This window comes from Streptomyces longispororuber (assembly GCF_014656095.1).
Classification (GTDB): Bacteria; Actinomycetota; Actinomycetes; order Streptomycetales; family Streptomycetaceae; genus Streptomyces; species Streptomyces longispororuber.
In genome coordinates, this window is sequence record NZ_BNBT01000008.1 from 51964 (window position 1) to 64958 (window position 12995).

The 12995-nt window shown below is 71.6% G+C and carries 14 protein-coding genes; 8 read left to right on the forward strand and 6 right to left on the reverse strand.

Going from position 1 to position 12995, the window contains the following annotated elements; genetic code table 11:
• The first annotated feature begins 17 nt into the window (after positions 1-17).
• Positions 18-1622, forward strand: a complete 1605-nt coding sequence (locus tag IE330_RS04610; RefSeq protein ID WP_229925382.1) for a YibE/F family protein — start codon at positions 18-20, stop codon at positions 1620-1622.
• A gap of 138 nt (positions 1623-1760) precedes the next feature.
• Here the strand turns inward: IE330_RS04610 and IE330_RS04615 are convergent, their stop codons facing one another.
• The 4 genes from IE330_RS04615 to IE330_RS04630 form a co-directional block, all read right to left on the reverse strand.
• Positions 1761-2198 carry an SsgA family sporulation/cell division regulator gene (locus IE330_RS04615; protein ID WP_190134548.1) on the reverse strand — a complete coding sequence of 146 codons (438 nt, stop codon included), beginning with the start codon at positions 2196-2198 and terminating at the stop codon, positions 1761-1763.
• Positions 2199-2299: 101 nt separating this feature from the next.
• Positions 2300-3076, reverse strand: coding sequence for an IclR family transcriptional regulator (locus tag IE330_RS04620; protein ID WP_229925383.1), 777 nt, complete (start codon positions 3074-3076; stop codon positions 2300-2302).
• 456 nt (positions 3077-3532) lie between these two features.
• Positions 3533-3760, reverse strand: coding sequence for a DUF5326 family protein (locus tag IE330_RS04625; protein WP_190134549.1), 228 nt, complete (start codon positions 3758-3760; stop codon positions 3533-3535).
• Positions 3761-4164: 404 nt separating this feature from the next.
• Positions 4165-4482, reverse strand: coding sequence for a cupin domain-containing protein (locus IE330_RS04630; RefSeq protein WP_190134550.1), 318 nt, complete (start codon positions 4480-4482; stop codon positions 4165-4167).
• Between the two features lie 69 nt (positions 4483-4551).
• Between IE330_RS04630 and IE330_RS04635 the strand changes: the two genes are divergently transcribed.
• The 5 genes from IE330_RS04635 (at position 4552) to IE330_RS04655 (ending at position 8586) form a co-directional block, all read left to right on the forward strand.
• A complete protein-coding gene (locus IE330_RS04635; RefSeq protein ID WP_190134551.1) occupies positions 4552-4929 on the forward strand; it encodes a phage holin family protein in 378 nt (125 codons plus the stop codon).
• A gap of 125 nt (positions 4930-5054) precedes the next feature.
• Positions 5055-5624, forward strand: a complete 570-nt coding sequence (locus IE330_RS04640; RefSeq protein WP_190134552.1) for a low molecular weight protein-tyrosine-phosphatase — start codon at positions 5055-5057, stop codon at positions 5622-5624.
• Positions 5621-6892: a cystathionine gamma-lyase gene (locus IE330_RS04645; RefSeq protein ID WP_229925384.1), complete on the forward strand. Its 1272-nt coding sequence runs from the start codon at positions 5621-5623 to the stop codon at positions 6890-6892. The genes IE330_RS04640 and IE330_RS04645 overlap by 4 nt, the downstream gene beginning before the upstream one ends.
• A gap of 246 nt (positions 6893-7138) precedes the next feature.
• Positions 7139-8044, forward strand: a complete 906-nt coding sequence (locus IE330_RS04650) for a LysR family transcriptional regulator (RefSeq protein WP_190134554.1) — start codon at positions 7139-7141, stop codon at positions 8042-8044.
• A gap of 59 nt (positions 8045-8103) precedes the next feature.
• Positions 8104-8586 carry an NUDIX domain-containing protein gene (locus IE330_RS04655; RefSeq protein WP_190134555.1) on the forward strand — a complete coding sequence of 161 codons (483 nt, stop codon included), beginning with the start codon at positions 8104-8106 and terminating at the stop codon, positions 8584-8586.
• Positions 8587-8622: 36 nt separating this feature from the next.
• On the opposite strand, the gene IE330_RS04660 is transcribed toward IE330_RS04655, so the two are convergent.
• Together IE330_RS04660 and IE330_RS04665 are read right to left on the reverse strand one after the other, a co-directional pair.
• The gene (locus tag IE330_RS04660) at positions 8623-10344 is read right to left on the reverse strand and encodes a globin domain-containing protein (protein WP_190134556.1); all 1722 of its coding nucleotides are present in this window, start codon (positions 10342-10344) and stop codon (positions 8623-8625) included.
• Between the two features lie 394 nt (positions 10345-10738).
• Positions 10739-11389 carry an HAD family hydrolase gene (locus tag IE330_RS04665; protein WP_190134557.1) on the reverse strand — a complete coding sequence of 217 codons (651 nt, stop codon included), beginning with the start codon at positions 11387-11389 and terminating at the stop codon, positions 10739-10741.
• Between the two features lie 76 nt (positions 11390-11465).
• Here IE330_RS04665 and IE330_RS04670 point away from each other — a divergent pair, with 76 nt between their 5' ends.
• A complete protein-coding gene (locus tag IE330_RS04670; protein WP_190134558.1) occupies positions 11466-12047 on the forward strand; it encodes a DUF2269 domain-containing protein in 582 nt (193 codons plus the stop codon).
• 5 nt (positions 12048-12052) lie between these two features.
• Complete coding sequence (locus IE330_RS04675) at positions 12053-12931, forward strand: GNAT family N-acetyltransferase (RefSeq protein WP_190134559.1); 879 nt, start codon at positions 12053-12055, stop codon at positions 12929-12931.
• Positions 12932-12995 lie beyond the last annotated feature (64 nt).

Below are 12995 nucleotides of genomic sequence, written 5' to 3' on the forward strand. Positions count from 1 at the left end.
CTTGCGATGATCGGGCCGTGACCACGACAGAGCCCCCCACACCGCCGCCCGTCCCGGAGCCGCACGGACACGGGCACGGCCACTCCCACAGCCATGGCCCTGCCGCGCCCGTCTCCCAGCATCTGCGCAAGGTCATCGCCGCCGTCCTGATCCCCTTCGCCGCGGCCGTCCTCGTGGGCCTCGCGGTGCTCTGGCCCGGCGGGACACCGGACCACGAGCGCACCGGCGTCGGCTTCGACCGGCAGACCAGGTCCGCCACCGTCGCGAAGGTCGAGGCGCTGCCCTGCAAGGACGTGAACGGCTCGCAGCCGCTGCCCAACGGCGACACCTCCACCGCCGAGGGCAAGACCGCCCAGTCCCGCGCCCAGGGCACCTGCAAGAAGGCCACGATCAAGGTGACCAGCGGCCCGCACAAGGGCTACACCTTCACGGAGATCGTCCAGCCCGACGCCCCCCGCCAGCTCGAACAGGGCCAGGACGTGGTGGTCGCCTACGAGCCCAAGGCCCCCAAGGGCCTGCAGTACTCGGTCACCGACGTGGACCGCGAGGTGCCGATGGCCCTGCTCGCCGGCATCTTCGCCCTCGCCGTCGTGGTGGTGGGGCGGCTGCGCGGCGTGATGGCCCTGGTCGCCCTCGCGGTCAGCTTCCTGATCCTGACCTTCTTCATCCTCCCCGCGATCCTGCAAGGCTCGAACCCCCTGGTGGTCGCCGTCGTCGGGGCGAGCGCCATCATGCTGATCGCGCTCTACATGTGCCACGGCCTGACCGCGCGCACCTCGGTCGCGGTGCTGGGCACCTTGATCTCCCTCCTCCTCATCGGTCTGCTCGGCTCGCTCTTCCTCGGCTGGGCCTCCCTCTCCGGCAACACGGACGACAACACCGGCCTCATCCACGGCCTGTACCCGTCGATCGACATGAGCGGTCTGCTGCTCGCCGGCATCATCATCGGCTCCCTCGGCGTGCTCGACGACGTCACCGTCACCCAGACCTCCGCGGTCTGGGAGCTGCACCAGGCCAACCCGACGATGGGCTGGCGCGGCCTGTACCGCGCGGGCATCCGCATCGGCCGCGACCACATCGCTTCGGTCGTCAACACCCTGGTCCTCGCCTACGCGGGCGCCGCCCTCCCCCTCCTGCTGCTCTTCTCCATCGCCCAGAGCAGCGTGGGCACCGTGGCCAACAGCGAGCTGGTCGCCGAGGAGATCGTCCGCACCCTGATCGGCTCGATCGGCCTCGTCGCCTCCGTCCCCGTCACCACCGCGCTCGCCGCCCTCGTCGTCTCCGCCGACCGGCAGAACGCCCCTGCCTCGCCCGCCGCGGCGGGAGTCCCGGGCCCGGGCGGACCCGTGGGGCCTTACACCGGCGGACCGTTGGGGCCCGGCCCCGCGGGAACCCCCCACCAGGGGGCAGCCGGGCCCGCCGGGCCTGCTGGTCCTCCCGGCCCGGCCGGCCCTGCCGGCCCCGGAGGTCCTGCCGGGCCGATGGGCGCCCCGGGGGCACCGGGTCCGACGGGGGCGCCAGGACCGACGGGGGCCCCTGGCCTCACTCCTCCCCGCTCGGGCACCAACCCCACCCGCCCCCGCCTCTCCCGCGGCGGCACGGGCCGCCGCCGAAAACCCTGACCCCCTCAGCGGACCTTTGCCACTGGGCATGGGGGCAGCCCCTGCCCCCACGCAGGTCCGCGCCCTACCCTTCGGCGATTACTGTGCGTCACAGACATCGCACCACCGCGGTTCTTCCGCCACGGCCCGGAGCGATGCTCAGCCAGCGCTCTGCTCCTCCGCGAGGATCCGGTCCAGCGCCTCGTCCAGGTGCGCGTCGAAGTCGGCCAGCGCCCGCTCCTGCCCCAGCGGGACCAGCTTGTCCGTCCGGTCGAGGAAGGCGAGCAGTGGTGGGATCCCCGCCCTGAACAGCGCCTGGTCCGCCCCGACCTGCAGCCTGATGAAGGCCTCGTCGAGCGCGTCGGGGTCGGCGGGCGCGATGTGCACATCCCCGTCGCCGCAGGCCCGGCCCACTCCGTCGACCAGTAGCTCCCGCCCGAAGGCCCAGGTCACCGGGGTGTCACCGGGCAGGTGGAAGGTCAGCCGCACGGCATAGGGATCGCACGTCTCGTACCGGAGCTCCACCGGGATGCGGAACGACAGCTCCTCGGACACGAGGAAGCTCATCATGACCTCTGCCTGGACCGACTCTCGCATCGCCGCCTACCCCGTCAGTAGCCTTCCGTGGCCAGGAACCAGCTCCCTGACACTCGTGTCATCTTGCTCAACGTACACAACAGATCACAAGGAGTGAGTTTTCAGATGCTGATAGAGAAGGCGAGTGTCCTGAGCAGCCTCCCGAGGTCCTCCTGCACGGCACGTGCCGCAGGCAACAACCGCTCCGCCTGAGCCGACGGAATCGAGATCGCCACGGTGGCCGCCGTGGTGCCCACCGTGATCGGAATCGCGGCGCAGACCGTGCCCAGCACGTACTCCTGGTGCTCCACCACCGGCGCCATCCGGCCAAGGCCGTCGAGCCTGCGGAGTAACGCCTGCTCGTCACGGACCGTGTTCGGCGTGAGCGACCGCACCGGATAGCGGTCGAGGTGCTCCCGCCGTGCCTCGTCGTCGAGTTGGGCCAGCAGACACTGCCCGATGGCGTGGGCGTGCCCGGTCTCCCGGAAGTCGGCCCACTCCTCGACGGCCGGGGTGCCGGGGGTGTCGGCGATGGAGACGACCTCGATCTCACCGTCGCGGTAGAGGGCGAAGTACACAGGCGCACCGATGGCGTCGCGCCAGTGCGCCAGCACGTCGTCCACCATGGAACGACGTTTCTGCTGCGCCGCGCTGGCACCCAGCCGCTCCGCCGCCTCGCCCAGCACGAACACCCCGTGTTCCCGCCGCAGATAGCCCTCGTGGGTCAGCGTCCTGAGCAAGTGGTACGCCGTCGGGAGCGCGAGCCCCGACTCGCGGGCCAACTGCTTCGCGGGCGCCCCGCTCTCGTGCGACGCGGCGGCCTCCAGCAGCCGCATCGCCCGCTGCACCGAGCCGATCAGCGTCGGTCCGACGCCGGCCGAGCCGGTGTCCGCCGACATCGACGCCGCGGGGGTTGCCAACGGTGTCGGGGCCGGGGTCAGGGTCGACGATGTGCGGCGCGCCGTACCCAGGGGCGGTGACTTCGGCCGCAGCGGGTGGATCGGCGACGAGTCGGGGGACGCCGAAGCGCGCGAGGGTGAGGAGGCGGGTGTGGAGGCGCTCTCCTCAGGGCCACCGTCGTGCGTCAGGGCGGCTTCGCGGGGACAGTTGGCTTCGTCCGCAGGGGCGGCTTCGCCTGCGGGGGCGGTGCGTTCAGGTGGGGGTGAGGCATCAACCGTGGCCATGGGTCACTCCCTGCGCATGGGGGTTCCCTCCGTGTCGGGGGTACACGGGAGGGGGCAGTGGGCCCGCCTGCGGGGACAGCCCCGCGTCGGTTTCCGGACTCTAACCCTTGGCCACCGCTCCAGGGCCCAGCCTGGGGAAACTTCCCCCTCGGGAGGGAACCCCGGACGGCCTCACCACTCGGCGCGTGACTTGCTGCGGGACGACGGCGAACTGGATATGAACTTCCGTACCACGTAGACGACTCCGCCGACCAGCGCCACGAAGAGCAGCACCTTGAAGAGCAGGGCGAACACGAAGCCGACGACACTCGCTATCAGGCCGCCGAACACGACCAGGGCGATGAGGGGCACCGCGACCCACTTCACCCACCACGGCATACCGCCGAAGATCTCTCCCATTGCCCTTGCCCTTTCCGTTCTCCGCCATGGGACGGAACTCCACGAGCCGCTGGAACTCCGTCGGTGATGGAACTCCGCCGGTGACGGAACTCCGTCAGTAACGGAGCTTCGCTCCTGCGTGAGGCTCCGCACCTGCGCGGATTCCTTGCCTCACGTATTCGATGCTAGAGGGGCGAGCGCCCGTTCGGGGCGGCTCGATCCCTTGTCCTCCCCTGACTCTCCCCCTAGGGAACCCTGAGGCACGAACCCTGAGGTCCGGCCCTTGATCCGGGCCGACCGCGTCCCCCGACACCGGCCGGGCCCCAGGAGACGCGGGCAGCGGGAGACGCGGGTGCCGGGAGACGCGGGCTCCGGGAGACGCAAGCAGCAGGAGACGCGGGCAGCGGGGAACGCGGTCGGCGAGGTCACTGCTCCGGCGGCGAGAACACGACGAGGACCCGCAGGTCTTCGGTGATGTGGTGGAACTTGTGCGGCACCCCGGCGGGGACGTACACGACACTGCCGCGCGCGACCGGCGTCGTCTCCATGCCGACCGTGATCGAACCGCGGCCGCTGACAACCATGTACACCTCATCCTGTCGGTGCGGCTGTTGCGGGTCGGTGTCCCCGGCATCGAGCGCGTAGAGCCCGACCGACATGTTCCGCTCCCGCAGGAATTGCAGATACGCGCCGTCGTTGGCGGCGCGCTCCGCTTCGAGCTCGTCCAGTCGGAATGCCTTCATCGCTCCTGTATGCCCCTTGCCACATCGTGGGCCGACCGCTGCCGGCCCAGGTCTGCCACGATCAGACACATGAAGAATTTCGTAGTCAAGACGCTCGCCAACGCGGTGGCCCTGGCCGTCGCCGTGTGGCTGCTCGACAAGATCACGCTCACCGGCGACAGCACGAGCTCGAAGACACTGACACTCCTCGTGGTCGCCCTGCTCTTCGGCCTGGTGAACTTCTTGGTCAAGCCCGTCGTACAGGTCCTCACGTTCCCGCTGTTCATCCTGACGCTGGGCTTGATCACCCTGGTGGTCAACGCCCTGATGCTGCTCCTGACCTCCTGGCTCGCCGACAAGCTGGACGTCAGCTTCCACGTCGAGGGTTTCTGGACCGCCGTGCTGGGCGGCTTGATCATCTCGGTCGTCTCCTGGGCCCTGAACGTCGCCCTTCCCGACAAGGACTGACCCGGTTCCAGGACCGCCGCTCGGCCGCGTCGCCATCCCCCCATACGCACGCCGTATCCCACGCACGCCGTACGTCCCGCGCGCCCCTCCTGGGGCCGCCCCACTCCGAGGAAACAACCGACCCCATGCCTTCCTCCGCGCCCTCACCCCGTCCTGCCGCCACGACGTTCGCCGTCTGTTTCGTGTGCACCGGCAACATCTGCCGTTCGCCCATGGCCGAGTCGGTCTTCCGCGCGCGGGTGCGCGACGCCGGTCTCGAAGGCCGCGTCCTGGTGGACAGTGCGGGCACCGACGGCTGGCACGAGGGCGACGGCGCCGATCCGCGCACCGTGGCCGTCCTCGCGGCGGCGGGCTTCGGGACCGACCACGTGGCCCGGCAGTTCCAGGCCGACTGGTTCGACCGGCTCGACCTGGTGATAGCCCTCGACCGCGGCCACCTGCGCACCCTGCGCCGCCTGGCGCCGACCCCGCGGGACGCCGAGAAGGTGCGCCTGTTGCGCTCGTACGACCCGGCCGTCGGCTCCGAGGACGGGCGCGGCGGGCGCCGCGGCGGCGGCGACCTGGGCGACCTCGACGTGCCCGACCCGTACTACGGGGACTTCGCCGGGTTCGAGGAGTGCCTGAAGATGGTCGAGGCGGCGAGCGACGGCCTGCTCGACGCCGTACAGGAAGCGCTGGAAGGACGGGCGGCATGACGGAGCGGGCACAGACCCCGGTGCACGGCGGGGACCCGGCGCCCGGGCGCTCGGCGCAGGGCACGGACGCGGCACCCACGACGGCGCCCACGGCGACGACGGCGACGACAGCGTTCACGGGCGCGGCCGCGCGGGAGGCGCGCGCCGGTGACGGTACGCGCGCCGTACGCGCCGGGCTCCCGGAGCCCGTGAAGTACGAGCCGACGCTCCCCGGCCCCGTCTTCGCCGCGCACTACCACCTGCCGGGGGAGCCCACGGGCCCGTACACCTACGGCCGCGACGAGAACCCCACCTGGACGCGGCTGGAGCGCGCCATCGGTGAGCTCGAACGTCCGGAGGGCCGGGAGGAGGACGTGGAGACGCTGGTCTTCGCCTCCGGGATGGCCGCGATCTCCGCGGTGCTCTTCTCCCAGCTCCGCGCCGGTGACGCCGTGGTTCTGCCGGACGACGGCTACCAGGCGCTGCCCCTGGTCCGCGAGCAGCTCACGGCGTACGGCATCGAGGTACGCACCGCGCCCACCGCCGGTGACGCGCAGCTCGGCGTGCTCGACGGCGCCCAACTGCTCTGGCTGGAGACGCCGTCGAACCCGGGCCTCGACGTCTGCGACGTCCGCCGTCTCGCCGACGCGGCGCACGCGCGGGGCGCCCTGGTCGCCGTCGACAACACCCTCGCCACGCCCCTCGGCCAGCTCCCGCTCGACCTCGGCGCCGACTTCTCCGTCGCCAGTGGCACCAAGCAGCTCACCGGCCACGGCGACCTCCTGCTCGGCTACGTGGCCTGCCGTGACGCCGGGCGTGCCGCCGCCGTCCGGCGCTGGCGCAAGATCGTCGGAGCGATTCCCGGGCCCATGGAGGCCTGGCTGGCGCACCGCTCGCTCGCGACCCTCCAGTTGCGCGTCGACCGGCAGGACGCGAACGCCCTGGCCGTCGCCGAGGCGCTTCGAGGCCGTGCCGAGGTGACAGGACTGCGGTATCCGGGGCTGCCGGACGACCCCTCGTACGGGATCGCCGCGCGGCAGATGCGGCGCTTCGGGTGCGTGGTGTCGTTCGCGCTGCCGTCACGCGCGCGTGCGGAGCGCTTCCTCGACGCGCTGCGGCTCGTGGACGACGCGACGAGCTTCGGCGGCGTACGCTCCACGGCCGAGCGGCGCGGCCGCTGGGGCGGGGACGCGGTTCCGGAAGGGTTCATCCGCTTCTCGGCCGGGGCGGAGGACGCCGAGGACCTGGTGGCGGATGTGCTGCGCGCGCTGGACGAGACGGCCGGCTGACTTCTGCGCCCCACGAGGAGGCAGAACCGCCGCGCGCGCCCGGGCCCCTCGTACGCGGCTACGCACAACGGACGGTCCGAGCCTCCCCCCTCGTGGCTCGGACCGTCCTCGGTTCCCTGCGTGAAGAACCGCGCGAACAAGGCTAGTTGACTCTGTGTCAGTGTCCAATCACGGTAGCGACAGCAACCTATCGACAAATTTATAGTGGGGATGCGCCGGGGGCCGACACGGAGGAAGGGTGAGGACATGGATCTGGCCCTGCTGCGCACATTCGTCACGGTGCACCGGGCTGGGTCCTTCACGCGTGCCGCCGCCCTCCTGGGACTCTCCCAGCCCGCGGTGACGTCCCAGATCCGCACGCTGGAGCGCCAGTTGGGCCGTCCGCTCTTCCTGCGCCAGGCCCGCGGAGTCACCCCGACGACCATGGGCGACGAGCTCGCCCACAAGGCCGCGCCGCACCTCGACGCCCTGGTGGAGATCGCCGAGGCCGGCATCGACGAGGACTCGTCGGTCCGTACGCTGCACCTCGCGGGGCCACCGGAGTTCACGGCGGAGCGCGCTCTCCCCTCCCTCACCTCGCTGGCCGGGGGCGACGGCCAGCGCATCGCGCTGCGCGCCTCCTTCGGCAACGCCGAGGAGGTTCTGGAGGGGCTCGCCGCCGGACACCACGACCTGGCCATCACCACGGCCCGCCCCCGCGGGGCTCTGCTCACCGCGACGCCGCTGTGCGACGAGGAGCTCGTGCTGGTGGCGGCGCCGCGCTGGGCGTCCCTCATCGGGCCCGGCAAGCTGCGCCGCAAGGGTGCTCTCACCGTGGAGAACCTGCCGGTGGTGGAGGTCCACGAGTCGCTGCCGTTCGTCTCCCGCTACTGGGCCGCGGTCTTCGACTCCCGCCCGGCCGCGGCCGGCGCCGTCATCGTGCCGGATCTGCGCGCCGTCCTGGCCTGTGTGATCCAGGGCGCCGGGCTCGCCGTCCTGCCTCGCTATCTGTGCGCGTCCGCCCTGGAGCGGGGCGAGATCGCGGCGCTGCTCGACCCCGCGGTGCCGCCCCTGCGCACGTACTTCCTCGTCGTACGCACCGGCACACTCGCCATGCCCCCCATCGCGCGGGCGCACGCGTGGCTGCTGCGTGCTGCGGTCGGCTGGACGTAGGGCTGTACCCGGCCGGTTCGCGATGTTTCACGTGGAACAGTGCGGGCCACATTTCCCCCATGACCGTCCGACCCGTGGTCAAGCGCACCGCACGTGCCGTCCTTCTGGACGGAGACGACCTGATCCTCATCAAGCGGACCAAGCCCGGCGTGGATCCGTACTGGCTCACTCCGGGCGGCGGGGTGGAGCCGGAGGACGCGACCGTGGTGGACGCGCTCCACCGCGAGGTGCACGAGGAGCTCGGGGCGAAGATCACCGACGTGGTGCCGTGCTTCGTGGACACCCTTGAGCACATCGGCGAGGACGGCGGCGCCACCGGGGTGAAGGTGCAGCACTTCTTCGTCTGCCGCCTGGAGTCCATGGACCCGGCGCAGCGGCACGGCCCCGAGGTCGAGGACCCCTGCGGCGAGTACGAGATCGTCCGGGTGCCCTTCACCCGCGTCGGGATCGCCTCCGTCCATCTCGTACCGCTGTCCCTGCGGCACTACCTGGACGGCAACATCGAGGGCGTACGGGCCATGCACGCGCCGGACCTGGGCTGAGGACCACCTCGCCAGGGGCCCGAACCGAACCCGCCGTCAGTCCCCCGCCACCACGAGTTCCTCCACCGCGTCGTGCCTGATCCTGCCCGCCGGTATGCCCGCTCGCCGCAGCGTGTCCACGCCGCTGCGGATCATCCCGGGCGGGCCCGACAGGTACGCGTCGTACTCGTTCCACGGACCGTACGCGCGCACGGCGTCGGGGAGCTGGGCGCGGTTGTCCACGACCGGGCGGACGGCCAGCCAGGGGTGGGAGCGCTGCAGCCGCAGCATGGTGTCGATGTCGTACAGGTCGTGGTCGGTGCGGGCGCCGTAGAAGACCTCGACGGGCCTGCGCCTGCCGTGCTCGGCGACGTCCTCCACGAGGGCCTTGATGGGGGCGATGCCAGTGCCGCCGCCGACACAGAGGAGGCCGCTGTCGGTGCTGTGGTCGACGGTCATGGAGCCCGTCGGCGGACCGAGCCGCAGCACGTCACCGGGCCGGGCGCGGTGCACCAGCGCGTTCGAGACCCAGCCCGCCGGGACCGCCTTGACGTGGAACGAGAGCAGCCCGTCGGAGCGTGGCGCCGACGCGAAGGAGTAGTGCCGCCAGATCCGCGGCCACCAGGGGGTCTCCAGGCTCGTGTACTGCCCGGCCAGGAACGGGTACGGCTGGTCCGGGCGGACGGTGATGACGGCGATGTCGGAGGTCCGCGGGTCGTGCGAGACGACCTCCGCGTACCACCACGCGGGCGCGCGCAGCTCGTCCTCGGCAGCCGCGTCGATCATGATCTGCGAGATCGTCGTGTACGTCCTGACCCACGCGGCCTCGGTCTCGTCGTCCCAGCTCGCGCTCGCGTACCGGGTGAGCGCCCCGATCAGGCACTCCCCGACGGCGGGGTAGTGGACGGACCTCGTGCCGTACTTGCGGTGTCCGCGGCCGAGGTGGCCCAGGTGCTCGGCGAGTGCGTCGCCGTCGTCGATGTGTTCCGCCGCCGTCAGCAGGGCCGCCAGGAGGCGGTCCCGCTGGGTGTCCATCGCCGCGGGGAACAGCCCGCGCAGGTCGGGGTGGCGGGTGAAGAGCAACGCGTAGAAGTACGAGGTGACCTTGTCGGCGATGGGCGCGATCTCGGCCATCGTGCGCCGGACGAGGACGGCGTCGGGGGACGGGGTGCCGAGGGACGCGGCCTTGGGGGACGCGGCCTTGGGTGGCGCGGCCTTGGGTGGCGCGGCCTCGGGGGACGCGGCATCGGAAGGCGCGGCACGGGAGGACAGGGCGCCCGAAGGCGTGGCGCCGGGTGGCGCCGGACTGCCCGGCGGCGCGGCTGCCGTACGAGGCGGGCTTTGGGCGGCGGGCTGCTGGTGGGCTGCCGGGGCCGTCGCCGGGATGCGCTGAGCCGTCGCCGGGGTGTCCGGAGGCGTCGCCGCGGTGTCCGGAGCCGTCGCCGCGGTGTCCGGAGCCGTCGCCGCGGTGTCTGGAGCGGTCGTCGGCCCGGCGGAGGAGGCAGGTGCTATTCGCCCCGACACATCATCGGTGTCGGGGGCCCCGGCCGTCCGTCCGGCCGGGGGGCCGATCGCTGCCGCGCGCCGTCCTGGCGGTGCCGGACACGGGCTGCTCGTGGGTTTATGCGGGGCGGGGCCCGTCGTCTCCGCTCCGTCCCCGCCGCCGGAGGCCGACTGCTCCTCCTCCGGCTGCTCCTGCGGTTTCCGTGGCGTGAACCAGCCGCTGCCGCTGTTCCCGGAAGTGCCCTTGCCCGCCGACGTGGTGGTCGGAGCGTCCATCCTGTGCCTCGCCTCGAACATCTCTCAGTCGGTCCGCGCACTTCCTCGCCGGGAGGTGCTTGCTTCCCCGCCTTGCCTCGGCAGCCGTTGTCGATCACATTGAACCCGGCGTCCTACGCCTTACGGACAAGTAGGGCACCAATGTGATGTGGGTCGCAGTCACCTCAGCGGCAGCATGGCATCGGTGTTCTGTGCCTGGCGCGTATAGCCGGAAGAAGGGGTTCTCGATCTCCCTACCCCGTTAAGCTCTGTCGATCTGTGTGCGTGCCTTCCCGTCACGCCTTCCGGCCGCCCGGGGACGCGCAGCGGAACGCGGCGGCGTGCACTCTCCCCGACCCTACTGGCACTCGTCGAACACACAAGTGCCGCTGCTTCACTCGAAGTTCCGGGATCCTCACACTTCTCCTGCCTCCCTTACCGGCGTGTGCACCAGTTCGTACGCCTTCCGCAGATCCCGGCCGACGTAGGAGTGGGTGGCCAGGTCCGCCAGCCGCGCGTCCGCGTTCACGGCCACCGAAACGGGCACCGCAGCGAACAGCTCCAGGTCGGACAGCGAGTCGCCGTAGGCGACGCAGTCGGCCTGAGCGACATCGAACTCTTCACAGAGCCGGTTCGCGATCTTCACCTTCGCCGCCCCGTTGAGGATGCCCGCGGGATCCACCGGTCCGGAGAACGGCACGGCGGGGAACCGGGAACCGTACGCGGCGTGTGCGCCCCAGCCGAGCAGCCGCTCCACGAAGAAGGAGGGCGAGAGGGAGATGACAGCGCAGTAGTCGCCGCCCGCACGGATCTCGGACCAGGTCTCCTGGATGCCCGACAGCCAGGGCGCCCCGTCGAAAGCAGCCGCCACATGGGCCTCGGTGAGCTCTGCCCACAGCGTGTGCACCCGTACCGCGTACTGCATCGAGTCGGTGTGCCCCGCCACGAAGTCCGCCTCGAGCGCGGCGATCTCTCGCTCCAAACCCAGTTGCCGGGATATCTCCACGGGTGCCGCGGTGCCGTACAGCAGGGTCCCGTCCAGGTCGAAGAGGTGAAGGCGCGCCATGTACGCCGAGGCTAGTACCCGGGGTTACTCCCGCTGTCAGACGCTGGGGCCCGCCTCCCCCGGCACGGTGTTTCACGTGAAACTACGCCGCCCCGCTCGCCGGGCCACCCTCGTTGTCCATGTCGCCGCCTCGGCCGGCTGGCTCGGGCTCACCCTCGGGCTCGTCGCCCTCGCCACGACCGCGCTCGCCACCGCGTCCCATCCCACCGTCGAGGCCTCCGTCCGCGCGATGAAGGTCTTCACCGACTGGCTCGTCCTGCCCCTGGCGTTCCTCACCTTGCTGAGCGGCCTGCTGCTCTCGCTCGGAACGTCCTGGGGGCTCGCACGTCACCGCTGGGTCTACACGAAGTTCTGGCTGACGCTGGTGACGACCACCGCGTCCGTCTTCGCGCTGCGCCCAGGGATCGACGAAGCTGTCGGCACCGTGGCCGCGGGCCGTCCGCTCCCGAGTACGTCCGACCTCATCGCGGGCCCCCTCGTCTCCCTCGGCGCCTACCTGTTCATGACGGCGGTCTCCGTCCTCAAGCCCTGGGGCCCGACCCGGCGCGGCCGTCGCCTGCGTACCGCTCAGCAGCGGGAGCAGCGGCAAGTTGGCCAAAAGCAGCGTGCTTCTCCCCACAAAGAGGTGGACGCCGAGGCGATGCGTCAGACAGCCTGACCCGCGTGTCGACACCTACCCTCTCCGCACTGCCCATCCGCAGGCTCACGCCCCGCGACCTCACCGCCTGCGCCGATCTGTCCGAGGACCGCGGCTGGCCCCGCGAGGAACACAAGTGGGGCCTGCTGCTCTCGGCCGGGACGGGCTACGGCATCGATGACCCCGACGGCGACGGACTGATCGCCGCGTGCGTCGTGACCCGGTACGGGGCGTACGAGAACCCAGAGCTCTCGGCGATCGGCATGGTGCTGGTCGCCGAACGGCACGCCCGCCAGGGCATCGGCCGTCGGCTGATGCGTTCCGTCATCGAGGCGGCGGGCACCACTCCGCTCACCCTGCACGCGACGCCGCACGGCCGCCCTCTGTACGAGCAGCTCGGCTTCAAGACGACGGGCCGGGCAGAGATGGTCCGCGGCCGCTTCGACGCCGATGCCGGGGAGGCGCCGACCTCAGGCATCACCACCCGCGCGGCGACCGCCGAGGACCTGCCCGTCCTGGTCCGGCTGGACACCGAGGTCTTCGGCCTGGACCGCACCCCGATCGTCACGCGCCTGCCTGCCTTCACCGACCAGCTCCGGGTCGCGGAGGCGGACGGCGAGATCATCGGCTACGCGGGGGCCTGGCCGAACATGGAGACCCATGTCGTCGGCCCGCTCATCGCCCGGGACACGGACACGGCCAAGGCGCTCATCACCTCCCTGGGCGCCCGTACCGACCGGCCGCTGCGTACGGACATCGACGTACGCCACGAGGAGTTGCTCACGTGGGTCAAGGCGCGCGGCCTGGAGTCCGTCGCCTTCAACGCCGTCATGACGTACGGCGTTCCGGAGCTGCCCGGTGACTGGACACGCCGGTTCGCTCCGCTGACGGTGGCGGCGGGCTGAGGCACCACGAACCCGGGGCCGCGGCGGCCTGCGGACAGGCCGAAGCCCGCGCTCACCTGCCGTG